This window comes from Candidimonas humi, from assembly GCF_019166065.1.
Classification (GTDB): Bacteria; Pseudomonadota; Gammaproteobacteria; order Burkholderiales; family Burkholderiaceae_B; genus Candidimonas; species Candidimonas humi.
Map to the genome: position 1 here is coordinate 362,532 of NZ_JAHTBN010000002.1, position 23,662 is coordinate 386,193.

Here is a 23,662-nt window from a genome sequence, read left to right on the forward strand (position 1 = left end):
ATCCATGCAAACACTTGAAACCCTGAGCGGCGAAGCCGCCAACTGGCAGCCCGCCCTGCCTCTTACCGCCGACGAGGCCGAAGTCGCGCGCGTCATGCAGATATGCAATGCCTGCCGCTATTGCGAAGGCTTCTGCGCGGTCTTTCCCGCCATGACGCGGCGCCTGGAATTCGCCAAGGCCGACGTCAATTACCTGGCCAATCTGTGCCACAACTGCGGCGCCTGTCTGCACGCCTGTCAATACGCGCCGCCGCACGAGTTCATGGTCAATGTGCCGCAGGCCATGGCCAAAGTCCGGCTCGACACTTATGTCGAATATGCCTGGCCGCGGCCGCTGGGGGCGCTGTACCGGCGTGCCGGCGCCACACTGGCGCTGGCGCTGTTCGTGGGCCTGGCCTTGTTCCTGGTGCTGGCGGTGGCGCTCAGCGGTTCGCTCTGGCATGCACCCATGGCAGGCAATTTCTATGCGATCTTCCCGCACAATCTGCTGGCCGTGATGTTCGGCGTGGTGTTCCTGTTCATGATCCTGGCGCTGGGCGTGGGTGTGCGGCGTTTCTGGCGCGATGTGTCAGACGGGCGCAGCCTGCAGCAGGGCAAGGGCGCGGCCCTGGCCGAGGCGTCGGGCCAGGCCCTGAGCCTGAAGTACCTGGACGGCGGCCACGGCGACGGCTGCAACGAATCGGACGACCGGTTCACGCTGGCGCGGCGGCGCTTCCATCACCTGACGTTCTACGGTTTCATGCTGTGCTTTGCCGCCACCTGCGTGGCCACGCTTTATCATTTCCTGCTGGACTGGCCGGCGCCCTATCCCTTCCTGAGCCTGCCCGTGATCCTGGGCACGCTGGGCGGCCTGGGGCTGCTGGCGGGCCCCGCGGGCCTGCTGTACCTGAATCTGCATCGCTACCCGCTGCAGGGCGATGCGGCGCAAAAACCCATGGACCGCGGCTTCATCGTACTGCTGTTCGTGGTCAGCCTTACCGGCCTGCTGCTGCTGGCCTTGCGCGATACCAGCGCCATGGCCGTGTTGCTGGCGGTGCACCTGGGGGCTGTAATGGCCTTCTTCCTGACCATGCCCTACGGCAAGTTTGCCCACGGCGTATACCGCTGCGCAGCCTTGCTGAAGAATTCGTTCGAGAAGAGGCTGCCCAGCAAGTTGCGCCTGGGGACCGACTGACACGGGTCGCCCGCGCAGAGAAGGCCGGCCGCGAAGCCCCGGACAGTACGAGCAATACGGCATAGCGGCACGGCACGGCAATCTCTACGCGGGCGGGCTCGCAAGCGGCTCCAGGCCTGGCGCGCCATATCCGGCGTCAACGGATCGCGCGCTTGCGGTCCGCGCCTCGGCTGCGATAATGGCGGGCGAGGCGTTTTACGTAGCCTTTAGATACATTGTTCCGAATAAAAGGACTAGAGAACATGAAAAAATCTTCTTTCATCAAGACCGGGGCCGTGGCCCTGGCCGCCTGCGCCCTGAGCGCCGGCGCAACGGCGGCCTCGTGGCCCGAGCGGCCCATCACGCTGGTCGTGCCCTTCACCCCCGGCGGCACCACCGACATGGTGGCGCGTCCCCTGGCGCAACTGCTGGGCGACGAGCTCGGCCAGTCGGTGATCGTGGACAACCGTGCCGGCGCGGGCGGCACACTGGGCGCGGGCTATGCCGCGCGCGCCAAGCCCGACGGCTACACGATCTTCATGTCGACCATCGCGCACACCATCGCGCCCGCCATCTACAAGCACCTGCCCTATAACTTCGAAAAAGACTTCGAGCCCATCACCGTGGTGGCCTCGGTGCCCAATATTCTCATCGTCAACAAGAAGCTGCCGGTCAATTCCGTGCAGCAGCTCATCGATTACGCGAAGAAGAATCCGGGCCAGGTCAACTTCGGCTCCGCGGGCATCGGCAGCACCGAGGACATGGCCGGCGAATTGTTCAAGTCCATGACCAAGACCGACCTGGTGCACGTGCCCTACAAGGGCGGCGCGCCGATGATGACCGACCTGATCTCCGGCCAGATCCAGATGGCGATCGAGACCAGCGGCTCGGCCGCGGCGCAGATCAAGGCCGGCACCGTGCATCCCCTGGCGGTCAGCACCAAGACGCGTTCCAAGTTCTTCCCCGACCTGCCGACCATCGACGCCTCCGGCGTGCCCGGCTACGACTTCCAGACCTGGTACGGCATTCTCGTGCCCGCCGGTACGCCCACGGCCGTACGCGACAAGATCTACGAAGCGACCGTGAAGGCGCTGAAGGATCCCAAGCTGGTCAAGGTCTTCGACACCCTGGGCGCCGATCCCGGCGGCATGAAGCCGGCCGAATTCAAGACCTTCATCGTCGACCAGACCAAGAAGTGGGGCGAGATCGCCAAGGCCGTGAATATGCAGAAGAACTGATACGCGCCTGGTACATGCGCATGCGGGCGGCGGGTGGCTTCGGCTTTCCCGCAGCCGCCCGCTGCGGGCCGGCTCAGCTTGCCGCGGCTTGCGCGCATAAGTGCTTATTGCGTATTCGGTTCAGCCGGCCGCGGCCATGCCGCGCTGGCGCACGAAGTAGATCAGATCGATTTCCGGGCAGGCATAGCCGTAGCGCGTCAGCGCCGCGGTGACCTGCCCGCGATGATGTGTGGCGTGGTTGAAGACATGCGTGACTGTCGCCAGCCAGGGAGTCGCCGAGGGCTCGCCCGCCGTGGTGGTGTAGTGCAGCGTGCCGGCCGCGGCGTCGGGCTGTGCCGCGGCGATCAATTCTTTCCATAGCAAGTGCCGTTCTGCCAGCGCTTCGGCAAGCGCGGCGCGGTCGGGCTCGATTTCGAGGTCCAGGCGGGCATAGGATTCGGGCCGTCCGACGAATCTTCCATACCAGGCGCGGTCGGCCAGCAGCAAGTGGTTCAGTGTACGGTGGATCGAGCCGAAGAACAGCCCGGCGTCGGCACGGTAGTGTTCCGGCGACACCGGCGCTACCCCTTCCAGCAGCAGCTGGTTGGCCCAGCCGTGGTAGCCGGCAAGCATCGACAAGTGCGATTTGAAGTCCGTGGCGCTGGTCATGGCAGCCTCGCGGGACATTGCGGCCTTGCATGATAGCACCGGGGAAGTCCAGGCTACAGCGTGCGTTCCAGGAAGCCGGCCATGGCTTGCAGCACTGTCATGGGGCCGAGGGTGTCGTGCACTGCCGCGGCAGCGGAGGGATAGAAGTGCGTCGCCCGTGGTACCTGCACGTGCTCGCAATGCAGGCCGCGGCTGGTCATGTGCCGCGCCATCGCGGGGGCGGCTGCTGCGACGTAGTCCAGATCGTGCTCGGCGCTAACCAGCAGTATTGCGGGAAAGGGAGGGCCGGCATCGAGGTGCCGGCGCAGGTCGGTTTCATGCATGTATCCCGATAGCGACAGCACCGCCGCGACAGGCTCTTTTTCCCCCAGTGCCACATTCAGGGCGGTTCTTGCGCCCGCGGAAAAGCCGCCCACCGCCAGCCTGGACGGGTCCAGGCTCCAGCGCGTTGCGTTGGCCTTGACGTACCTGACCGCCATGGCCATGTCATCGCTGGCCGCCTCTACGCCCAGCCGCAATTGTTCGTCGCTGGCCGGTGGCAGGCCCATGATCTGCCGTACCAGGTCTACGCGCGAGCGCGGGATGTGGCCGGCATCGGCCACCACCGGGGTATCGCCGGGCGCGGGATCTTCGGGCACCAGCCGATAATCTATCGAGCACGCGGCGTAGCCCCTGCGCGCGAATTCGCGGCAGTACCAGGCCATCGAATCATTGCGATTAGGCGCAGCGCCGAAGGAGTCGTCCTGCCTGCTGCCGCGATGGAAGGCTCCGCCGAAGGCCAGCACCAGTACCGGCCATCCGGCGGGCGGCGGTGCTCCCACGGGTAGATGGAGATCCAGCCGCAGTTCGCGCAGCTTGGGCGTCGCGCCGGGGCGCCGCTCCACCATGGCCTGGCCGTAGACCATGTCGGCGTGCAGCTCGTAGCCCCCCGGTGTGCCGGAGTCATTGTGCTTCATGTGTTGCCTCGCAGGTCTGGCTAGTTCACGGCAGCGCCGGAATCGCGGGCGATCTTGCCCCACAGGTGTACGTCGCTGTCGAAGCGTGACTGCCATTGCGCGGCGCTGGTAGGCGGTGAAATGGGTATCGAGCCTCCGTTGACGATGAGTTTGCGCATGTCGGCCCTGGCCAGGATCTTGTTGACGCTGGAATTGAGTTTGTCGCGCACAGCTGGAGGCAGGCTGGCAGGCCCGAACAGGCCGTACCAGCCTACGGCGTCGAAATGTATACCTTGCTGGCTGAGTGTGGGCACATTGGGCAGCGAGGGCGAACGCACCGGGCCCGTGATGGCCAGCGCCCGGAGGCGCCCGCTGTTGACCAGCGGCGCCATGGACACTACGTCCAGTATGCCTATGTCGATCTGCCCGGACAGGATCTGCGGCAGTGCAGCTTGGCCTCCTTTATACGGAATCTGGCGCAGTTTGATGCCGGCCAGTTGCTGTATTTTCTCGCCCACGAGGTGAGGAGGAGATCCCACGCCGAAAGTCGCATAGGTGAGGCTCGCTCCGGGTTTCTTCGCCGCGGCGACCAGATCCGCCACGGAGTGCAGAGGAGAATCCTTGCGAGTCACGAGCAGCAGGGGCACCGTGGCGATTTCCGTGATGGCCGTGAAGTCTTTGATCGGGTGGAAGCTCAGATCCTTGAACAGTGCCGGCGCGATGGCGAAAGGCGCGGCCGTCATCAATAGGGTGTAGCCGTCCGCGGCAGCCCGCGCCACGACAGCGGCGCCGATATTGCCCGTGGCGCCCGCGCGGTTCTCGACATAGACGGATTGCCCCAGTTCCACCGTGAGTTCGCGCGCAAGCTTGCGGGCGACGATGTCCGTGCCGCCGCCTGCGGGGAACGGCACGACCAGCTTGATGGGCCTGTCGGGAAAGCCGGCTGCGCCGGCGTTGCTGGCGAGCGCGGCAAGGGCGAGCGCGATGCCCCGCAGCAGATTCATATACCGGTTCATGATGTATGTCGTCCTCGTGCAGATTGGGTCTGTTTCGTATTTATGCGTGATGGGGCCACGAGTCGGAGTCCAAGTTCCTTCCTTCGGAAGTAGGCAAGCAAGGTTCTTGTCCGTTCGGCGCCGCGGGCGCCCCGGACTGTGGCGGGGAATCCGGCGGCAAGACCGTGGCTCTTCACAATGCTGCGCCCGTTTGATATAAAGATAAACAGGTGAATATGTATAGATGCATAAAAAAATCAAATGGATGAAAGCCATCGTGCCGCCTTGAAGATGCGCCGCCTGAAGCTGCGGCACCTGGAAGTATTGCTGGCCATCGCCGAGCACGGCGGCCTGACCGCAGCGGCCGCGGCGCTGGACAGCAGCCAGCCGGCTATCTCACAGCAACTGGCAGAAATCGAAGATGCACTGGGTGTGGCCCTGTATGCCCGCGGCCGGCATATCCGCCCCACCGTCTATTTGCCGGCCGTGCTGCGCTATGCGCGCCGCGCGCTCAACGATACAAGGCAGCTTGGCGGCGAATTGCGCGCCCTGGCCGAGGGGGCAGGCAGCCTGCTGCGCGTGGGTACCATGCTGACGACGGGCTCGCGCCTCTTGCCCGAAGCCATACTGGGCCTGGAGCGGCTGGCCTCCGGCGTCAGGCTCGAGGTAGTCGAGGATATTGCCGCCGGTCTGTGGGCGCGCTTCGACAGGCGCGAGCTCGACCTGATCGTGGGCCGGCTGGACGAGCGGGCCTTCTCGCCCGCGGTGCGCAGCGAGGCCCTGTACCTGGACGCACATTGTGTCGTGGCCGGCAACGGCCACCCGCTGGTGAAGAAGAAGCGCGTGTCGTGGCGCGATGCGGCGGCGTATCCCTGGATACTGCCGCCCAGCGGTACGGTGCTGCGCCGCGCCATCGACGCCACCTTCCTCGACCAGCGTCTGGCGCCGCCCGCCCCCTGGATAGAGTCTGCGTCGCCATTCGTGAATCTGGGGCTGCTGGAACGCAGCCATGGCCTGAATGTGGTGTCGCACAGCGCCGCGGCACGCTACGCCGGATGGCGCGCTTTGTCGGCCTTGCCGCTGCAATTGAAGTACGACGTGGGGCCCATAGGGATGGCATGGCTGGCCGGTGAAGCAAGTCCGGCGCTGTCCCTGATGCTGGATGCATTGCGGCGCGCTGCCGCGGACCGAGGACGACCAGAGGCGGCGTGAAGCCGGGTCGATCGAGCGCAAGCCCGCTGCGCCTGCCGTATGTGAACCGCAGCCGCATGTCGATTACACTCGTTTCCAGTCATTCATCGGCATTGGCCCGCCCCCGACAAACGCTACATGGAATCGAAGCCGGCTCCCGCGTGGGATAATTCCCGCCGCGTTGCGCACCTGGACATGGACGCCTTCTACGCGTCCGTGGAACTGCTGCGCTATCCGGAACTCAAGGGGCTGCCTGTGGTGATAGGCGCGGCGCGCAGCGCCGGCCCGCGCCTGCGGCCCGACGGCACGCGCGAATATGCCCGCCTGCGCGATTACGCGGGGCGCGGCGTGGTGACCACCTCCACCTACGAGGCGCGGGCGCTGGGCGTGTTCTCGGCCATGGGCATGATGAAGGCCGCGCAGCTTGCGCCGGACGCGATCATGCTGCCCGTGGACTTTCCCGTTTATCGCCAGTATTCGCGCCTGTTCAAGCAGGCGGTGGCGGCGATCGCGCCGGCCATCGAGGATCGCGGCATCGACGAGATCTACATCGACCTGAGCGCCCACGCCGAACCTTCGCGCGAGCTGGCGCAGCGCCTGAAGGATGCGGTGCGCGGAGCCACGGGCCTGAGCTGCTCGATCTGTATTTCACCGAACAAGCTGCTGTCCAAGATCGGCTCCGAGCTGGACAAGCCCGACGGCCTGACCCTGCTTGCCATGGATGACGTGCCCACGCGCATCTGGCCGCTGCCGGCGCGCAAGGTCAACGGCATAGGCCCCAAGGCCGGGGCGCGCCTAGAGTCGCTGGGCATACTCACGGTGGGGGACCTGGCGCGCGCCGCCCCCGATCTGCTGCAGGAGAATTTCGGGCTGAGCTATGCGCGCTGGCTGATAGCCGTGGCGCAGGGCATCGACGATCGCCCGGTGCTGACCCATACCGAACCCAAGTCGATCAGCCGCGAAACCACTTTCGAGCGCGACTTGCACGTGCGGCGCGACCGCGCGGAGCTGTCGGGCATACTGCAGCATTTGTGCGTGCAGCTTGCCGCCGACCTGCAGCGCAAGGGCTACGAGGCGCGTACCATAGGTATCAAGCTGCGCTTCGAAGACTTCCGCACGGTGACGCGCGACGTCACGCTGGCGGATGCCGCGGCCGACGCCGCCGCCATTCTCGGGGCGGCCAGAGTCTGCCTGAAGCGCGTCGTCCTGGATCATCGCATCCGCCTGCTGGGCGTGCGCGCCGGCAGCCTGGATGCGCGTCACGAACCCGGCGACGGGCCGCAGCAAGCGGGACACGGCGTGCAGTTGCAGCTCTGCTGATGCGGGCTCGCAGCCGGCGCGGCAAGCTCCCCGGGCACGCTCGTGCCGACCATTGTGATCATTGCATAGCCGGATTGGAGGCCGTACATGGATAGCTCTGCCACGATCGACCAGTTTCTGTCGGCCATCGCGACAGCCGCGGGCCCTGGCGCCGCCGAGAGCCCGGCTGCCGGGTCGGCAAAGGATCCGGCGACGGGCCCTGCACATTCCGCGGCGCGGCCCGGCGCCGCGCAGCTGGAGGTGACAGGCGCGGGTTCCCTGCCTTCGGCCTTTGCCGTCACGGAACTGGCGACGGCGACCGTGGGCGCGGCCGGCCTGGCGTTGGCGCAATACATGCGGCACAGGTTCGGGCGCCAGCCGTCGCTGCAGGTGGACCGGCGCCTGGCCTCGTTCTGGTTTGCCACGAGCCTGCGTCCGCAAGGCTGGAGCCCCCCCGATCCGCGCGACCCCGTCACGGGAGACTATGCCTGCCGCGACGGCTGGATACGCCTGCATGCCAATATGCCGCCGCATCGTGAGGCGGAGCTGGGCGTGCTGGGCGCCGCGCCCGAGCGCGCTGCGGTGGCCCGCGCCGTGGCGGGCTGGGATGCCCAGGAACTCGAGACCGCGATCGTGCGCGCGGGCGGTTGTGCGGCCATGATGCGCACGCGCGCCGAATGGGCCGCGCATCCGCAAGGCGCGGCAGTAGCCGCGGAGCCCCTGTTTCATACGGAACTGGGGGCGCCGCAGGCTGGCGGCAGTGCGCCCGCGGCGCCAGGGGCCGCACCCGACAGGCCCCTGGCCGGCCTGAAGGTGCTGGACCTGACCCGCGTGCTGGCCGGCCCGGTCTCGACCCGTTTCCTGGCCGGCTATGGCGCGCAGGTGCTGCGCATCGACCCGGCGTTCTGGGTCGAGCCGGGCACGGTGCCGGAAGTGACGCTGGGCAAGCGCTGCGCGCTGCTCGACCTGAAGGACGAGGCCCAGCGCCGGCAGTTCGTCGCCTTGCTGGCGCAGGCCGATGTGCTGGTGCACGGCTATCGGCCCGACGCGCTGGAGCGCCTGGGCCTGGGCGCCGCGCGGCGCCAGCAGATACGCCCCGGGCTGGTGGACGTCTGCCTGGACGCCTACGGCTGGACCGGCCCGTGGAACGGGCGGCGCGGCTTCGACAGCCTGGTGCAGATGAGCAACGGTTTTGCCCAAGCGGGCATGCTGCATTACGGACGCGACCGGCCCACGCCGCTGCCGGTGCAGGCGCTGGACCAGGCCACCGGCTACCTGATGGCGACGGCGGTACTGCGCGGCCTGGCGCGGCGCCTGGAGCAGGGCGTCGGCAGCATGACGCGCCTGTCGCTGGCGCGCACGGCCGTGCTGCTCGGCTCGCTGCCGGCGCCGCCGGATGCGCAGGATCTCGCGCCCGAGACTGCCGCCGATCTGGCCGCCGAGCCCGAGCGCACCGAATGGGGCCCGGCGCGGCGGCTGCGCCCGCCCTGCATAGTGGAAGGCGCGCCCATGCACTGGGACTTGCCGGCCAGTTCGCTGCGCAGCGCAGCGCCGCAGTGGCCGGATGAAAAATAACACCAGGCAATTTGTAGAATTGTTTATATATCCGATTAGAATATATAAGTAAGAACGAAATCGTTACCAATCCGACCAGTCGTTGTTAGCATGAACATATGTGCGACAGATATATGTCCGGCGCGGGCGCGCCGGCTCGGTCGCATTAAGAATCCTCTGGACAAGCCGGGCGCAAGCAGGCGCCGTGGATTCGGGTTGGATGCAAGGCGCAAATTGCAGCGATAGCCGGTAGCCGTCGCAAAAATTTGCGGCGCCGCAGAGGGCCCGAAGCCCCGGATGCATGCGGCGCGGCGGCTTGTACACAGGATTCTTCAGCGTTTCAGATTTCTCGTTTCAGAAGAGCCAAACAATGAAATTCAGTACATTCCTGCGCACTGCGCTGGCGGCCGCGACGCTGGCGTTTACCGGCCTGGCCGGTGTCTCCGCCCATGCCGCGGACCTGCTCGATACCGTCAAGGCGCGCGGCACCCTGCTGGTCGGCGTCGAGGGCACTTATCCGCCGTTCAACTTCGTCGATGCCAAGACCCGGCAGCTCGATGGCTTCGACATCGACGTGGCCAAGCTGATCGCCAGCAAGCTCGGCGTCAAGGTGCAGTTCGTCAAGACCGAATGGAGCGGCATCCTGGCAGGCCTGGAAGCCGGCAAGTTCGACGTCATCATCAACCAGGTCGGCATCACGCCCGAACGCAAGAAGACCTTCGACTTCTCGGTGCCGTATGTCGCGTCCAGCCCGCAGCTCATCCTGCGCAAGGACGACACCCACCAGTACAAGAGCTTTGCCGATCTCAAGGGCAAGAAGCTGGGCGTGTCGCAGGGCAGCAACTACGAGGCCCTGGCCAAGGCCCAGGAAGGCGTGATCGTCAAGAGCTATCCGGGCGCGCCCGAATATCTGTCCGACCTGGTCGGCGGCCGCGTCGACGCGGCGCTGAACGACCAATTGATGACAGCCTACCTGGTCAAGACCTCGAGCCTGCCCATCAAGGGCGGCGCCATCGTGGGCGGCCCGAAGTTCAACGGCATTCCCTTCAAGAAGGGCAATCCGGAATTCGCTGCGGCCGTGAACAAGATCCTCGAAGACTCCTTCAAGGACGGCGAGTTCGCCAAGATCTCCGACAAATGGTTCGGCATCGATGTCAGCAAGGTCCGCAAGGCAAACTGAGCGCGAGGCCGGTTGAACCATGAGCCTGCTCGATCTATTCAAGCTGGCCGCGCCCATCTTGCTCAAGGGCACGGGCTATACGCTCATCTTCGCGTTTTCGGCGATGTTCGGCGGCCTGCTGCTGGGCTTCGCCCTGGCCGTGGCGCGCATCGTGCCCAGCCGGCTGTGCCAGTGGCCGGCCGCCGTCTACGTCAGCTTGATGCGCGGCACGCCGCTGCTGGTGCAGGTATTCATCGTCTACTACGGCCTGCCCGGCATAGGGATCTCTTTCGACCCGCTGACCGCGGGCGTCCTGGCGCTGAGCCTGAACGCGGGGGCCTATATTTCCGAGAGCCTGCGCGGGGCCATACTGGGCATAGGCCGCGGCCAGTGGTCGGCGGGCTACAGCCTGGGCCTGACCTACGCCCAAAACCTGTATTACGTGGTGCTGCCGCAGGCGCTGCGCCTGGCCGTGCCTTCGATGAGCAACACGCTCATCAGCCTGATCAAGGACACCTCGCTGGTCTCGGTCATCACCGTAACCGAACTGCTGCTGGCCACCAAGGACGTCATTGCCACTACCTTCCGGCCGTTGCCCTTGTACCTGGCCGCCGCCGGCATCTACTGGGTGCTGAGCCTGTGCCTGGAGCGCGTGCAGGGGCGGCTGGAAAAATACTTCGGCCGCGGCCAGGCCGTTTAAGGCTGCCGTTCCAGGCTTTCGTTCCAGGCCTCGCAGGTCTGCGCTCGAAAGCGCGCGAGGCGCGAAGCCGCAGGCGGCACATGCAATACGGCCCGGCGCCCGGGCCTTTTTTTATCGTGTATCCGCGTCAGAGGTCGAATTCGGGTTCGACCTCGTCGCCCACGCGTATCGGCGCGGGCTCGCCGTCCATGACCGCGTTCACGCCGAACAGCACCCCGTCGTCGAAGCTGCGGTAGCGCACCAGGGTCAGCCCCGGCTCGTCGGCCGATACCGCCGTACTCTGGTCGATGTTGGGGATAGGGCAGCGGGCGCAGCGCTTGACGAAGCCGAAGCGCCGAGTGCCGATGCCGACTCCCGCCAGATAGTCTTCCTCGTGCGGTTCCAGGCCGGCGATGACGATGCTGGGGCGGAAGCGATTCATGGGCACGGGCGCCACTCCGCGTTCGGCGAGCCTGCGGTTGAGTTCGTCCAGGGACGCCTGGCCTATGAAGAGAAAGGGGTAGCCGTCGGCGAAGGCGAACTGGTGGTCCGTGGGAAACTCGGGCGCCCAGTCGCGATGCTTGTCTATCCAGGGGCCGACATATTCGGGGTTGGCCACGCGCCGGGCCTGCGGGTGCACGCGCAGCAGGCGGCAGGCTTGTCCCAGGTGGCGGCTAAGCCATTGCGCCACTGCCTCGCCTTCGTCGGCGCCGAGCGTGTCGGATTTCCAGATGCGCACCGGCACGGCTGCGCGCGCCGGGTCCGCGGGCCTCAGGGGCACGCGGATGTCGGCCATGTCCGGCGCCGACAGGCGCAGGAACTCCTCGTCCAGCGCCGGCTGGATCAATGCCATGCGGGCGCAGGTGCGCTGGGTCATGAAAATGCCGCGCGCATCGACGATCACCCAGTTGCGGTCGTAGGGCAGCCCCGCGGGCGACACCAGCGCCTGCGTGTGGGCGATGCCGGCGCAGGATTTGATCGGATAACTGTATAGGCTGTGAACGGTAACGGGCATGGCGATGGGCGCGGCGCTGGCTGGGGTCGGGAATGGGGGCGCGGACGGCGGCGCCCGCCTTGCGCATCATACTGTCTTCCAGCCGTATCCGGCTGGGTGCCGCCAGGCCGGCGGGACCGGGCGCCACTGTGCCCCGATATCCCGCACCTCGAGCCTCCACGCCTCCATGCCCGAACGCTCCACAGCCCCACAGCCCCAACGCTCCACATCACAGCCCCACACCACGGCCTCACAGCCCCATGGCGCCGTGGCCCGCCACCCCGTGGCCCCGCGGCGGCCGCCACGGCAAGGCGGCCCGCGCTCTTTGTGACGAAAATGCAGCAAGAATCCGCCCGCTTGCCTATTTGCGGCCCGCGCGCCGCTCCATTTCGGCGCCGGGGGCGGTTTGCTCTTTATAATTTATTTTCCGGCCATCCTCGCCGCGCCTGCCGCCACTTCTGCTTGCGCGCCGGCACCCCGGACGGCCCGGCATTTTCCTCCCCCCTCTTCTTACAAGGAAGCCAAAATGAAATTCAGCCAGTCGGACGCGAACGCGCTCATGGAAATCACCTCGCGTCCGGAGCTCATGTTCGTCCGCGGCAGCGGCTCCTGGCTGGAGGACAACAACGGCAAGCGATACCTGGACTTCATCCAGGGCTGGGCGGTGAACTGCCTGGGCCATTGCCCCGAACCTGTGGTCAAGGCCCTCAACCAGCAAGGCGCGACGCTGATCAACCCTTCGCCGGCCTTTTACAACAAGCCGTCCATCGAGCTGGCCCAGCGCCTGACCGGGGCCTCGTGCTTCGACCGCATCTTCTTCGCCAACAGTGGCGCCGAGGCCAACGAGGGCGCCATCAAGCTCGCGCGCAAATGGGGCCAGCTCAATCGCAAGGGCGCCTACAAGATCATCACCTTCGACCACAGCTTCCATGGCCGCACCCTGGCCACCATGTCGGCCTCGGGCAAGCCCGGTTGGGGCACGATCTTCGCCCCGCAGGTCGACGGCTTTCCCAAGGCCGACCTGAACGATCTCGATTCGGTGCGCGCCCTGATCGACGACCAGACCGTGGCCGTGATGCTCGAGCCCGTGCAGGGCGAGGGCGGCGTCATCCCCGCCACCGCCGAGTTCCTGCGCGAGCTGCGCCGCCTTACCCAGGAGCGCGGCCTGCTGCTCATCGTCGACGAGGTGCAGACCGGCATGGGGCGCAGCGGCAAGCTGTTCGCCTACCAGCATGCCGGCATCGAGCCCGACATCATGACCTTGGGCAAGGGCATAGGGGCCGGGGTGCCGCTGGCCGCGCTATGCGCGCGCGAGGCCGTGAGCTGCTTCAAGCACGGCGACCAGGGCGGTACCTACAACGGCAATCCGCTCATGACGGCGGTGGGCGTGGCGGTGTTCGACGCACTGACGGCCCCGGGCTTCATGGAGTCCGTCAATGCGCGCGCCGAACAGCTTTCGCGCGGGCTCAATGAACTGTCGGCCAAGTGGGGCATGAAGGGCGAGCGCGGCCAGGGCCTGTTGCGCGCGCTGGTGATGGATCGCGACGACGGCACCGCCATCGTCGACGCTGCGCGCGACGCGGCGCCCGAAGGGATGTTGCTGAATTCCCCCCGGCCCAATCTGCTGCGTTTCATGCCTGCGCTGAACGTGACGGCCGACGAGGTCGCGCAGATGCTGCAACGCCTGGACGCGGTGATCGCCAAGCTGCGCGGCTGAGTTCGTCCGCATTCTTCTGTTCTTCTTCTAACGGGAGTGCCCGCCAGGCGGGCCCATGCGGCGCCGCGCCGCTGTAGTTTCGTCGGGCGGCAGCCGCGTGGCGAGCGCTCAGGCTGCGGCGCCGGCGGCCGGCGCATCGCCCCGCGCGGCGCGTTCGATCAGCGTGCCGATGCGCTCGGGGTCGCCGATTTCCAGCATGCTGAGCAGGGCGTAGCGGGCCAGGATATTCATGGCCTGTGCTTCCCCGGCGGCGCTCAGGGTCTTGCATAACTGGGTGTAGACGCGATCCAGGTCCAGGTCGTTCATGTGGGGGCTCCCGATTTTTCCGATATGAGGTCTTGCGGGTGCGCAGCCAGGCTGGCCTGCGTGCCGCGCATGCAGCGCGGGCTCATTGCGCGCCGTTCAGGCAGGTTTCGATGGCCTGTTCCACCACCGCCGCCGCGGGCGAACGCCAGCGGCCCAGCACATGGCCGTCGGGCCGCAAGACGTAGACAGTGCCGGGCGTGGCGTCGTACAGGTCGAAGGCCTTGCCGGCCGTGTCCAGCGCTTGCGGCGCGGCCGCGTCGTCGGCGCGCTGCACGGCTTCGCGGGCCACGGTGGCCAGCCTCACCGGTATGCCGCGTTGGGCCAAGCTTTGCACGGCTGCGGCGATGCCGCTTTCGGGGGCATTGCCGGCGCGGAAATGCAGCACCAGGAATTCTCCGGCGCGCAGCAGGTCGAGCAGATGGCCGTCGGCGTATGCGCCGTTCTCGCCGGCCAGGGATACCGGCACGTTGGGCAGCGGCACGCCGGCGGCCGGCCCGCCTATGAAGGCCGAGTCTTCGCTGGCGCGGGCATTGAGGCTGGAATTGCGATAGGCGATGGCGCTGGTCTGGCGCGGATTGATCAGCGAGCGCACGCCCGGGGTGTCCAGCGCCAGGTTCAGCACGGCCTCGCGCATCAGCTTGAAGGCGAAGGTGGGCGGGGCCATGAATTCGGTGCTCTTCATGCCGCTGCCGAGGTTTTCATGGGCGGCGTAGACCCGTTCTTCGGAGTAGGTATCGAGCAGCGTGTCGCGCGCCAGCCCCTTGACCACGCAAGCCAGTTTCCAGCTGAGATTGTCGGCGTCGTCGATGGCCGAGTTGGCGCCGCGCACGCCGAAGATCGGCACCAGGTGCGCCGCGTCGCCCATGAACAGCACGCGGCCGTGGCGGTAGCGCTCGAGGCTCAGCGCATTGGCCTTGTAGATAGTGATCCAGAGCGGTTCCCAGGCGTTCTTCTGGCCGATCATGTCCAGGTGCGCGCGTACGCGCGGCAGCACGTTTTCGGGTTTGACGGCCTCGTCGGGGTCTTCGTCGTCGCGCAACTGGTAGTCGATGCGCCAGACATTGTCGGGCTGCTTGTGCATCAGGATGGTCGAGCCGGGATTGGAGGGCGGGTCGAACCACGCCAGGCGTTCGGTGGGCAGTTCGCAATCGAGCAGGATGTCGGCCACGATGTAGCGGCCCTCGTAGGCCGTGCCCTGCAACTGCAGGCCCAGGGCCTCGCGCATGAAGCTGCGGCCGCCGTCGCCGGCGACGGCCCAGTCGGCCTGCAGCGTGTAGCTGTGGCCGGGCTCGGCCACTTCCAGCCGCACGCCGTCGGGCTGGTTTTGCATGCCGGTGACCTTGGCGCCCCAGCGGATGTCGATCAGGTCGGCGTGGCGTTCGGCGGCCTGCACCAGGAATTCTTCCAGATAGTATTGCTGGATGTTGATCATGGGCGGCAGCTTCTGGCTTGCGTCGTGCGGCATCGAGAAGTGCAGCACCTCGGTGTCGCGGTAATACGAGCGGCCGCCCGTCCAGCCCAGCCCTTTTTCCAGCATAGGCTGCACGGCGCCCAGGCGTTCGAAGATTTCCAGGCTGCGGCGCGAGATGCAGATGGCGCGGCTGCCGTAGCAGACGGAGGTGTCGGCTTCCAGCACTACCGAGGGCACGCCCTGGCGGGCCAGGGCCAGCGCAGCGGTGATGCCGCAGACGCCGCCGCCGACGATTGCCACCGGGTGCCGCCGCGGCACCGGGGGCTGCGGGTTCGCGGGCCGCCGTTCGACGAAGTCGAAGGGATAGGGTTTGAATTCGGTCGCCATGATTGTCTCCGCAAGGCCGTCGGGGCGTGGGCGGGCGTAAAAGCCGCCCTGGTGATTTTGAAAACTACAATATTCTTGTTGAATGAGAATGAAGAATAATATTCTGGCCTGATTGTGTCAATATTATTTTTTAATGAGATAATTGCCGTGTTTTTAGTACCTACGGCCTCTGCCAGAGGGGCGGCCCGACGCCCAGAGGCGTGCAGGCCTGGGGGACGGGTGCCGCGCATAGGGCGCGGCGCATGGAGCGATACCGGCCGCAGCGGCTTGCCGCGCAGGATCGGGCCCACACAGGCAGCGTGGACATACAGGCCGCATGGAGGACATTCCGCATGAGCATGATTTCCCGTACCGCGATTTTTGTTTCCACGGCGGCGCATGGCTAAAGCCAACGAACGCTCGGTCATCAGCCGCGTATCGGCCATACTGAACCTGTTCGGCGTGCACAAGCCGCTGATCGGCATCGAAGAAATCGCCCAGGCCCTGGAAGTCAGCCCCGCTTCGGCCTATCGCTATGCGGCCGACCTGGTGCAGGCGGGCCTGCTGTCGCGACTGTCGGGACGCTACCGGCTCGGTCTCAAGATCATAGAGCTGGAATACCTCATCAGCACCTGCGACCCCATCATCGCGGCGGCGCACCAGCCCATGGAGGCGCTGGCCCGCGCCACCGGCGCCAACGTACTGTTGTGCAATATGTACGACAGCACGCTGGTCAATGTGGCGCACGTCACGGGCTTGCGGCCCGTGCGCGTGCGCTATACCAAGGGCCTGCCCATGCCGTTGTTCCGCGGCTCGCAGGCGCGCATCGTGCTGGCCCACATGGAACGCCGCCGCCTGCGGCGCCTGTACGACGCGGCGCTGCAAGATCCGCAAACTGCCGCGGACGCGCAGGCCCTGGGCGCCGGCTGGCGCGATTTCACCCGCACGCTGCGCGCCATCCGCAAGCAGGGCTATTACATTTCGCGCGGCGAGCTCGACGCCGGCGTCACGGGCATAGCCGCGCCGGTGTTCGGCGAGCAAGAAGAAATCCTCGGCAGTCTGGTGCTGGTCACCGCCATCGATGCGCCGCCGCTGCTGCCCGAGCCGGCGCTGATAGAGCTGGTGGTGCAGAATGCCCGCCATTTGTCGCAGCGCATCGGGCAACTGGCGTCTGGTTGAAGCGTCAGCCCCGACCGGTAATGGCCGGCCCCGGCTGCATGCCGCAGCGGGCAAGCCCATGACGGCCGCCGACGCGCGGGAACGAACCGGAATTCTCTCCATGGCGCATTGCCGCCGGCGCCGCTTGTCCGAGAACGCCGGACGCGGCTGCGAGCCCGGAATGCTTAGTGAGCCTGCGCCGGGAAGTCGCCGGGAGCGTTGCCCAGGGCTTTGTTGATCGCCACGAAATCGATGTCCAGGCGACCCCGGCTGGATGCGAGGTCCCGGCGCGCCTGCAGATAGCTGCGCTGGCTGTCGAGCACGGTCATGAAATCCGTTATGCCCCCGTCATAGCGGGCCTGGGCCAGCTCATGGGCCTGCCGCGCCGCCGCGACTTGGTGCTGCAGCGCCTCGAATTTTTGCTGCTCGGCGCTATAGCGGTTCAGGGCATCGTCGATCTCTTGCCACGCCTTGAGCACGGTTTGATGATAGTTCACCGCGGCTTCCTGCTGCTGCAGCTCGCGCAACTGCACCACGCTCTTGCGCCGCCCATGGTCGAAAATCGGCAGGCTCAGGCTCGGGCCGATCGACCAGCTGCGGCTGCCCCAATCGGCAAACTCGTTGCTCAGGTAGCTTTCATAGCCGAAGTGCGCACCCAGGCGTATGCTGGGATACAGGTCTGCCGTGGCGATGCCGATACTGGCGGTGGCGCTGTGCAGGCGCGCCTCGGCGGCGCGGATGTCGGGGCGGCGGCGCGCCACTTCGGACGGCAGGCCCAGCGCCAGGTCGGGCAGCGCCGCGCGTCTCGGGCCGGCCACGGGCCGCAGGGTATCGCGCAGCGCCCCCGGATGCTCGCCCAGCAATAGCGCAATCTGGTTGGCGCCGGCGCCTTCCTGCGCGAGCAGGCCCGGCAATTGCGCCCGAAGCGCGTCCAGTTGCGCGCGCTCTTGCTCCAGGCCGAGATGGTCGAGGGCGCCGGCGCGTACATGCGCATTCATGAGCGCCAGGCGCTCGGTCAGCGCCGAAATATCCTCGCGCATCAGTCGTATCTGTTCCTGCGTCGTGCGCAGCTCGAAATAGTTGCGCGCCACCTCGCTGGCCAGGCTCAGCCGGGCAAGGTCGAGCAGCGCGGCTTGTTGGGCGGTATCGGCTTGGGCGGCTTCGATCGAGCGCCGTACATGCCCCCACAGGTCCAGTTCCCAGGATGCGTCGAAGCCGGCCTGGTAAAGGGTATAAGGCTGGGCAAGCAGCCGGGCGAGCCTGTCGCGGTTCTGGCCGTCGGTGCCGCCTATGGCGTCGAGCAGGCGCGTGCTGGCGCCGCTTTCGCTTTGCCGCTGCCGGGTCGCGCCGCCGTTCAAGTCGACCTGCGGTCCGTGTTGCGCCGCCGTGGTATCGCCTCGCGTGCGCGCTTCTGCATAGTGCAGGGCCGCGGTCCGCAGGTCCGGGCTGGCGGCGAAAGCGCGCTCTTCCAGGGCATCGAGCACCGGGTCGTGGAACGCGCGCCACCAATCTGCCTGCAGGGCCGGTGCAGCGGCGACCGGCGCGTGCAGGCTGTCGTCGCCGCTGCGCCAGCTCGTCCAGTCGTCCGGCGCGGTCGGCGTGGGCCTGGTGAAATTCGGTCCGACAGTGCAGCCGGCCAGCGCCAACACGCAGACCGTCAAGCCTGAGCGCAGCCGGTGGGAGTTGGGTCGATGAGGCTTGGGCATGAAAGATTCCGAATGGAGATCAGGAAAGGCGGTGGCGGAACAGCCAGGCTGCCAGGGGCAGCGTGACGGCAGCCAGCACCAGCAGGGGAATGAATTCGGCCGCGACGTCGGCCAGCCCGGCGCCTTCGAGATACACGCGGCGCACGATATCCATGCCGAAGCGCAGCGGATTGGCATAGGTGACGATCTGCAGCGCCGCGGGCATATTGCGTATCGGGGTAAGCAGGCCGGATAGCAGCATCAGCGGCATGATCAGGAAGAAGGTGTAGAGCATGGCCTGCTGCATGGTCAGCGACAGCGCCGAAATCGACAGGCCTATGCCCACCGAGGCGACTGTGAAGATGAACAGCCCCAGGTACAGCAGCCACACCGAGCCGCTCATGGGAATCTGGAACCAGAACCGGATGACCAGGAAAATCAAGGTGGATTGCAGCAGCCCGACCAGGATCGCGGGCACGGCCTTGCCGACCAGTATCTGCATCGGCGTGAGCGGAGTGACCAGCAACTGGTCGAAAGTGCCCTGTTCGCGCTCGCGCGCCACTGACAGGGCCGCCAGCAGCAAGGTCTGCATCATGCTGAGCGCGCCGATGAGCGCCGGCATGATGTTCCAGCGCGATTCCAGGTTCGGGTTGAACCAGGCGTGCCGTTCTATGGACACTCGTGCCGGCGCGCCGGCCTGCGAGGCGTTGTAGGCCGCGACGACGGAATTGATATAGCCGGCCGCTGCGGCCGCGGTCGAGGAATTGCGTCCGTCCAGGATCACCTCCAGCGGCGCGTTCCGGCCGCTGTTCAGGCGCTGCTCGAAGTCGGACGGGATGTTGATCGCGACCAGCGCATCGCCCCGGTCGATGACCCCGGCAAGCTGAGTCGCCGACGTGAGCGTGGCCGTGCGCTTGAACACGCCGGTGCCGTCCAGCCGCGCCAGCAGTTCGGTAGCGGCCCGGCCGCCGCTTTGGTCCAGCACCGCGTAGGGCACGTTGGTGAGGTCGAAGGTGGCACCATAACCGAACAACAGCGCCTGCATCAGCGCCGGCGCCAGCAGCAGGGCGCGGCTGGACGGCTCCTTGGCCAGCGCGAGGATTTCTTTGCGCACCAATGCGACGATGGGGGCGACGACCCGGACGACAAGAGAGATCAGGGACAGCACGGCGTCACTCCAGTGTCTTGCGCAACTGCCGGCCTGTCGCGTAGGCCAGCAGTACGGCATAGATGGCCAGGATCGAGCAGTCGCGCAAGACCATCGGCCAGTTGTTGCCCGCCAGGAACAGGGTCTTGATCAAGTCCATGAAATGGGTCGCCGGCAGCACCTGGCTGATGGCCCTGATCACCGCCGGCACGTTGCGCAGGTCGAAAATGAAGCCCGAGAGCATGGTGGCCGGCAGGAAGCTGGTCAGCAGCGCCAACTGGCTGGCCTGGAACTGGTTGCGCGTCAGGCCCGATATGAACAGGCCCAGCAGCAGCGACACCAGCAGGTACAGCGTTGCCGCCACCACGATCACCGCCACCGAGCCGCGCATCGGCACAGCGAACAGGAAGCGCGCTGCCAGCAGGCACATTGCCAGGTCTATGGTGCCGATCACCAGGTACGGCACTGTCTTGGCCAGCACGATCTCCAGCGGCCGCACCGGCGTGACGAAAAGCGGTTCCAGCGTGCCGCGCTCCCATTCGCGGGCGATCAGGAGCGAGGTCAGGAACGCGCCGAGCAGCGTCAGGATCAGCACGATCAGCCCCGGAACGAGGTACCAGCGGCTGTCGCCGGCTTCGTTGAACCACATATGCTGCACCACTTCGACACCGGCGGCGGCCGCCTTGTCGCCGGCGCGGTCGGCCTGCTTCAGCGCCCAGGTGCCGATGGCGCCGCCTACATAGCCTTCGAGGGTGGATGCCGTGGAAGAGTCCACGCCGTTGAGCAGCAGCTGGATGCGGGCGCTGCCTTGCCCCATCTGGCGCGAGAAGTCCATCGGCACGCGCACGATGGCGTCGACCTTGCCCTCGCGGATCAGGCGTTCGGCCTCGGCCATGCTGGCGGCGCGCAGCGGCGACAGGTAGGCCGAACCATGCAGGCTCTGGGCTATCTCGAGCGCAATCGGCGAATGGTCTTCCAGCACCACGGCGACCGGAGCGTTCTTCACGTCGAACGACAGGCCGTAGCCGAAGAGCAGCACCAGCGCCAAGGGAAGCAGCAGGCCCACGACCAGGTTGGCCCGATCGCGCAACAACTGGCGCACTTCCTTGCGCTGCAGCGCGGCGTAGCGGCGGAAAAAACCGGACGCGCCCGGCGAGGCATCGCCTTGTGCGTGCGGCGTGGCGCCTGCGCGAGCGTGCGTGGTCATGCCGCGGCTCCTTCGGCCACGCGACGCTCGGCGGCGCGGCCTTGTTCGACGATGGCGATGAAAGCGCTGTTCATGTCGCCGCCTTCGGCGCCTGCGGCCTGTTCACGCACTTGCCGCGGCGTGCCCAGCGCTAGCATCCGGCCCGCGTCCTGGATGGCGATACGGTCGCAGTACTCGGCTTCTTCCATGAAGTGGGTGGTGATGATGACGGTCACGCCGCTATGCGAGAGCGCGGTGATGGTGCGCCAGAAGGCGCGCCGCGCCAGCGGGTCTATGCCGCTGGTCGGCTCGTCGAGGAACAGGATCTCGGGCTGGTGCAGCAGGCTCGCCGCCATTGCCAGGCGCTGCTTGTAGCCCCCCGGCACGACGCCGCTGGTCGCCGCGGGATCGAGCCCGAACTGCTCGATGACGTCGGCCACGCGCTGGCGCAGCGCCTTGCCGCGCAGGCCATAGGCGCCGCCGAAGAATTCCAGGTTTTCGCGCACGGAAAGGCTGCCGTAGAGCGCGAACTTCTGCGATACGTAGCCTATGCGTCCGCGGGCCTGCGCGCGCGCCGTGCGCAGATTGAGCCCGGCCACTTCCAGGTGGCCGCTGCTGGCCGGCAGCAGTCCGCACAGCATGCGGAAGGTGGTGGTCTTGCCCGCGCCGTTGGGGCCGAGCAGGCCGAAGATTTCGCCGCGGGCCACTTCGAAAGAGGTGCTGGCCACTGCAGTGAAGTCGCCGAACTTGCGCACCAGGTCGCGCACCACGATTACCGGCTGCCCGGAGGGCGCCTGCGCGGCGCCGCCAGACGCCGCGATCTGCGGCTGCGGCGGCTTGTCTTCTTCATGATGCTGCTGGCGCAAGAGCATCATGAAAGCATCTTCGAGTTCTTCGCGGCGCGGCTCGCAGGCGGCGCCGCCGAGCAGTTCGCCGAGCGCGTGCTTGTCCGTGCCCGGCTGGATGATGAAGCGCACCGCGCCGCCGTGGGGCACGGCATCGGCAATCAGCGCATCGGCGTCGATCAGGCGCGCCTGCAGGTCGCGCGCCGGCATGTCGGGGCGCGGCGTAGCGGTGTAGGTCAGGCCGCGGGCGCGCTCGGCGAGCGCGGGCGGCGTGCCGTCGGCCAGCAGGCGCCCCTGGTGCAGCACGAACACTTGCGCGCAGCGCTCGGCCTCGTCCATATAGGCCGTGCTGACGAGTACGCTCAATTTTTCGTCGTCGACCAGTTGCTGCACGATCTTCCACAGTTCGCGGCGGGACAGGGGGTCGACGCCGACGCTGGGCTCGTCGAGCAGCAGCAAGTCCGGCGAACGCACCAGCGTACAGGCCAGCCCGAGTTTCTGTTTCATGCCGCCGGAGAGCTTGCCGGCCGGGCGGCCGGTGAAACGCGCCAGGTCGGTCATCTCCAGCAGGCGCGCGTAGCGCTCGCGGCGCAATTGCAGCGGCACCCCGTGCAGGTCGGCATACAGGTCGAGGTTTTCCTGCACGCTCAAGTCTTCGTACAGGCCGAAGCGCTGCGGCATGTAGCTGATGCGGTTCTGCACCGACTGCGGGTCGGCCTTCACATCGGTGCCGAGCACTTGCAGGCTGCCGGCGTCGGGCTTGAGCAGCCCCGCGATCATGCGTATCAATGTAGTCTTGCCCGCGCCGTCGGGCCCGACCAGCGCGGTCAGCTCGCCTTTGCGCACACTGAAGGTGAGCGTGTCTATGGCGTGCAGCGGCCCGCCGGACGGAGAGGCGAATGTCTTGCGCAACTGCCCGGCGATGACGACGGCGTCGGATTCGCTCATCGAGTCGCTCACTGGGCCGCGGGAAAGCGCACGGTGGCGGGTTGTCCCAGGCGCAGCACGTTATTGCTGTCCTGGACCAGTACCCGGACTTCATAGACGAGGCTGGTGCGCAATTCTTCGGTTTGCACCGATTTGGGCGTGAATTCGGCCACCGACGAGATATAGCCGACCTTGCCGTCGATCGGCTGGTCGGGGTGGCTGTCGGTATACACGCGCGCAGCCATGCCTGGCTTGATCTTGCCGAGCTTGGGCTCGCTGACATAGACGCGCACCCACTTGGGCTGGGTCAGCGCCAGTGTGAACACGGCTTTTTGCGGCGTTGCCATGTCCCCGGGCTCGAGCAAGCGCGAGCGCACTACCGCATCGGCCGGCGCCTTGAGTTCGCCTTCGTCGATTTCGTGCTGCAGCACGGCCAACTGGGCTTGCGAGGCTGCGAGCTGCGCCTTGGCGCCGTCCACCTCTTCCTTGCGCGGGCCGAGCTCCATCAGGCGCAGCGCGTCCTGCTGCTGTGCCAGCGTGGCCCGGGCTACTTGCAGGCTGCTGCGGGCGCGGTCCAGGTCCTGGGCGCTTACGCCTCGGCCTTGCGTATGGGTGGCGATGCTTTGCAGGCGAGCCAGGTCTTGCCCGGCCCGTGCGGCGTCGGCTTGCGCGGCGGCCACGCGGTTGCGCGCCTCGGAGATTTCTTCGGGCCGCGCGCCATTGTGCAGCCGCAGCAGGTTCTGCCGCTGCACCTCGACCTGGGCTTTTACTTGCGCAGCCTGCAGCCTCAGCGTTTGCGTGTCCAGTTGGCCCAGTACCTCGCCGGCCTTTACCTGGTCGCCCTCGTCGGCGCGCAAGGCGGTAATCCGCCCGCTGCCGTCGAAGGCCAGCGCGATCTGGCGGATGTCCACGTTGCCGTACAACACCAGGGAGCCGTCGTCGCTATGCTGGCTGTAGCGCCACCCGCTCCAGGAGGCAAGGGCCAGGACGGCGATGGCCGCGAGAAAAACAAGGGGTTTTTTCATCTGCGGTGTTTCCCGATGTCGGTGGCAGTTTGGTTTTGATCATA

General features: G+C 66.8%; 20 protein-coding genes. 9 read left to right on the plus strand and 11 right to left on the minus strand.

The genetic code is table 11. The features are described 5' to 3' along the window. Positions 1–4: 4 nt before the first annotated feature. A complete protein-coding gene (tcuB, locus tag KVP10_RS05105; RefSeq protein WP_217963401.1) occupies positions 5–1,174 on the plus strand; it encodes a tricarballylate utilization 4Fe-4S protein TcuB in 1,170 nt (389 codons plus the stop codon). Between the two features lie 242 nt (positions 1,175–1,416). Continuing rightward, positions 1,417–2,391: a Bug family tripartite tricarboxylate transporter substrate binding protein gene (locus KVP10_RS05110; RefSeq protein ID WP_217963403.1), complete on the plus strand. Its 975-nt coding sequence runs from the start codon at positions 1,417–1,419 to the stop codon at positions 2,389–2,391. A gap of 120 nt (positions 2,392–2,511) precedes the next feature. Here the strand turns inward: KVP10_RS05110 and KVP10_RS05115 are convergent, their stop codons facing one another. From KVP10_RS05115 to KVP10_RS05125, 3 genes are read right to left on the minus strand one after another with little or no spacing between them, the layout of a single operon-like run. Beyond that, positions 2,512–3,039 (minus strand): DinB family protein, encoded by a 528-nt coding sequence (locus tag KVP10_RS05115; protein ID WP_217963405.1) that lies wholly within the window; start codon positions 3,037–3,039, stop codon positions 2,512–2,514. A 53-nt stretch (positions 3,040–3,092) separates the two neighbouring features. Then, on the minus strand, positions 3,093–3,995 hold the full coding sequence (locus KVP10_RS05120) for an alpha/beta hydrolase (RefSeq protein ID WP_217963406.1): 903 nt from the start codon (positions 3,993–3,995) through the stop codon (positions 3,093–3,095). A gap of 20 nt (positions 3,996–4,015) precedes the next feature. After that, positions 4,016–4,978 (minus strand): tripartite tricarboxylate transporter substrate binding protein, encoded by a 963-nt coding sequence (locus KVP10_RS05125; RefSeq protein ID WP_246600335.1) that lies wholly within the window; start codon positions 4,976–4,978, stop codon positions 4,016–4,018. Positions 4,979–5,230: 252 nt separating this feature from the next. Between KVP10_RS05125 and KVP10_RS05130 the strand changes: the two genes are divergently transcribed. The 5 genes from KVP10_RS05130 to KVP10_RS05150 all read left to right on the plus strand — a co-directional run bounded on the left by KVP10_RS05130 (position 5,231) and on the right by KVP10_RS05150 (position 10,872). Further along, positions 5,231–6,181 carry a LysR substrate-binding domain-containing protein gene (locus KVP10_RS05130; protein WP_217963408.1) on the plus strand — a complete coding sequence of 317 codons (951 nt, stop codon included), beginning with the start codon at positions 5,231–5,233 and terminating at the stop codon, positions 6,179–6,181. A gap of 117 nt (positions 6,182–6,298) precedes the next feature. Then, complete coding sequence (dinB, locus tag KVP10_RS05135; RefSeq protein ID WP_246600337.1) at positions 6,299–7,480, plus strand: DNA polymerase IV; 1,182 nt, start codon at positions 6,299–6,301, stop codon at positions 7,478–7,480. Positions 7,481–7,567: 87 nt separating this feature from the next. After that, on the plus strand, positions 7,568–9,034 hold the full coding sequence (locus tag KVP10_RS05140) for a CoA transferase (protein WP_217963410.1): 1,467 nt from the start codon (positions 7,568–7,570) through the stop codon (positions 9,032–9,034). 349 nt (positions 9,035–9,383) lie between these two features. Next, positions 9,384–10,193: a transporter substrate-binding domain-containing protein gene (locus tag KVP10_RS05145; protein WP_217963412.1), complete on the plus strand. Its 810-nt coding sequence runs from the start codon at positions 9,384–9,386 to the stop codon at positions 10,191–10,193. Positions 10,194–10,212: 19 nt separating this feature from the next. After that, a complete protein-coding gene (locus KVP10_RS05150; RefSeq protein WP_217963414.1) occupies positions 10,213–10,872 on the plus strand; it encodes an amino acid ABC transporter permease in 660 nt (219 codons plus the stop codon). Between the two features lie 127 nt (positions 10,873–10,999). On the opposite strand, the gene KVP10_RS05155 is transcribed toward KVP10_RS05150, so the two are convergent. Beyond that, positions 11,000–11,866, minus strand: coding sequence for an MOSC domain-containing protein (locus tag KVP10_RS05155; protein WP_217963415.1), 867 nt, complete (start codon positions 11,864–11,866; stop codon positions 11,000–11,002). Between the two features lie 505 nt (positions 11,867–12,371). Between KVP10_RS05155 and KVP10_RS05160 the strand changes: the two genes are divergently transcribed. Then, positions 12,372–13,562 (plus strand): acetylornithine transaminase, encoded by a 1,191-nt coding sequence (locus KVP10_RS05160; RefSeq protein ID WP_217963416.1) that lies wholly within the window; start codon positions 12,372–12,374, stop codon positions 13,560–13,562. A 108-nt stretch (positions 13,563–13,670) separates the two neighbouring features. On the opposite strand, the gene KVP10_RS05165 is transcribed toward KVP10_RS05160, so the two are convergent. Further along, positions 13,671–13,868 (minus strand): hypothetical protein, encoded by a 198-nt coding sequence (locus KVP10_RS05165; protein ID WP_217963417.1) that lies wholly within the window; start codon positions 13,866–13,868, stop codon positions 13,671–13,673. 82 nt (positions 13,869–13,950) lie between these two features. Further along, the gene (locus KVP10_RS05170) at positions 13,951–15,666 is read right to left on the minus strand and encodes an FAD-dependent oxidoreductase (RefSeq protein ID WP_217963419.1); all 1,716 of its coding nucleotides are present in this window, start codon (positions 15,664–15,666) and stop codon (positions 13,951–13,953) included. Positions 15,667–16,044: 378 nt separating this feature from the next. On the opposite strand from KVP10_RS05170, the gene KVP10_RS05175 reads away from it, so the two are divergent. Further along, on the plus strand, positions 16,045–16,824 hold the full coding sequence (locus KVP10_RS05175; RefSeq protein ID WP_217963420.1) for an IclR family transcriptional regulator: 780 nt from the start codon (positions 16,045–16,047) through the stop codon (positions 16,822–16,824). A gap of 164 nt (positions 16,825–16,988) precedes the next feature. Here KVP10_RS05175 and KVP10_RS05180 read toward each other — a convergent pair whose 3' ends face one another. The 5 genes from KVP10_RS05180 to KVP10_RS05200 are packed head-to-tail and all read right to left on the minus strand — an operon-like array spanning position 16,989 to position 23,618. Continuing rightward, positions 16,989–18,509: an efflux transporter outer membrane subunit gene (locus tag KVP10_RS05180; RefSeq protein ID WP_217963422.1), complete on the minus strand. Its 1,521-nt coding sequence runs from the start codon at positions 18,507–18,509 to the stop codon at positions 16,989–16,991. A gap of 19 nt (positions 18,510–18,528) precedes the next feature. Continuing rightward, entirely contained in the window at positions 18,529–19,647 is a 1,119-nt protein-coding gene (locus KVP10_RS05185; protein ID WP_376810951.1) for an ABC transporter permease, read from the minus strand. Positions 19,648–19,660: 13 nt separating this feature from the next. Then, positions 19,661–20,842, minus strand: coding sequence for an ABC transporter permease (locus KVP10_RS05190; protein ID WP_217963424.1), 1,182 nt, complete (start codon positions 20,840–20,842; stop codon positions 19,661–19,663). After that, entirely contained in the window at positions 20,839–22,614 is a 1,776-nt protein-coding gene (locus KVP10_RS05195) for an ATP-binding cassette domain-containing protein (RefSeq protein ID WP_217963425.1), read from the minus strand. Before KVP10_RS05195 ends, KVP10_RS05190 begins: the two co-directional genes overlap by 4 nt. 8 nt (positions 22,615–22,622) lie before the next feature. Further along, positions 22,623–23,618 (minus strand): HlyD family secretion protein, encoded by a 996-nt coding sequence (locus KVP10_RS05200; protein WP_217963427.1) that lies wholly within the window; start codon positions 23,616–23,618, stop codon positions 22,623–22,625. Positions 23,619–23,662: the final 44 nt, after the last annotated feature.

Excerpts from the sequence above, each read along its gene's own strand:
- KVP10_RS05125 (WP_246600335.1), bottom strand. The coding sequence starts at position 4,978 with ATGAATCTGCTGCGGGGCATCGCGCTCGCCCTTGCCGCGCTCGCCAGC.
- KVP10_RS05120 (WP_217963406.1), bottom strand. The coding sequence starts at position 3,995 with ATGAAGCACAATGACTCCGGCACACCGGGGGGCTACGAGCTGCACGCC.
- KVP10_RS05165 (WP_217963417.1), bottom strand. The coding sequence starts at position 13,868 with ATGAACGACCTGGACCTGGATCGCGTCTACACCCAGTTATGCAAGACC.
- KVP10_RS05175 (WP_217963420.1), top strand. The coding sequence starts at position 16,045 with ATGGCTAAAGCCAACGAACGCTCGGTCATCAGCCGCGTATCGGCCATA.
- KVP10_RS05140 (WP_217963410.1), top strand. The coding sequence starts at position 7,568 with ATGGATAGCTCTGCCACGATCGACCAGTTTCTGTCGGCCATCGCGACA.
- KVP10_RS05145 (WP_217963412.1), top strand. The coding sequence starts at position 9,384 with ATGAAATTCAGTACATTCCTGCGCACTGCGCTGGCGGCCGCGACGCTG.
- KVP10_RS05170 (WP_217963419.1), bottom strand. The coding sequence starts at position 15,666 with ATGGCGACCGAATTCAAACCCTATCCCTTCGACTTCGTCGAACGGCGG.
- KVP10_RS05110 (WP_217963403.1), top strand. The coding sequence starts at position 1,417 with ATGAAAAAATCTTCTTTCATCAAGACCGGGGCCGTGGCCCTGGCCGCC.
- KVP10_RS05195 (WP_217963425.1), bottom strand. The coding sequence starts at position 22,614 with ATGAGCGAATCCGACGCCGTCGTCATCGCCGGGCAGTTGCGCAAGACA.
- dinB (WP_246600337.1), top strand. The coding sequence starts at position 6,299 with ATGGAATCGAAGCCGGCTCCCGCGTGGGATAATTCCCGCCGCGTTGCG.
- KVP10_RS05200 (WP_217963427.1), bottom strand. The coding sequence starts at position 23,618 with ATGAAAAAACCCCTTGTTTTTCTCGCGGCCATCGCCGTCCTGGCCCTT.
- KVP10_RS05130 (WP_217963408.1), top strand. The coding sequence starts at position 5,231 with ATGGATGAAAGCCATCGTGCCGCCTTGAAGATGCGCCGCCTGAAGCTG.
- tcuB (WP_217963401.1), top strand. The coding sequence starts at position 5 with ATGCAAACACTTGAAACCCTGAGCGGCGAAGCCGCCAACTGGCAGCCC.
- KVP10_RS05180 (WP_217963422.1), bottom strand. The coding sequence starts at position 18,509 with ATGCCCAAGCCTCATCGACCCAACTCCCACCGGCTGCGCTCAGGCTTG.
- KVP10_RS05190 (WP_217963424.1), bottom strand. The coding sequence starts at position 20,842 with ATGACCACGCACGCTCGCGCAGGCGCCACGCCGCACGCACAAGGCGAT.
- KVP10_RS05150 (WP_217963414.1), top strand. The coding sequence starts at position 10,213 with ATGAGCCTGCTCGATCTATTCAAGCTGGCCGCGCCCATCTTGCTCAAG.
- KVP10_RS05155 (WP_217963415.1), bottom strand. The coding sequence starts at position 11,866 with ATGCCCGTTACCGTTCACAGCCTATACAGTTATCCGATCAAATCCTGC.
- KVP10_RS05115 (WP_217963405.1), bottom strand. The coding sequence starts at position 3,039 with ATGACCAGCGCCACGGACTTCAAATCGCACTTGTCGATGCTTGCCGGC.
- KVP10_RS05160 (WP_217963416.1), top strand. The coding sequence starts at position 12,372 with ATGAAATTCAGCCAGTCGGACGCGAACGCGCTCATGGAAATCACCTCG.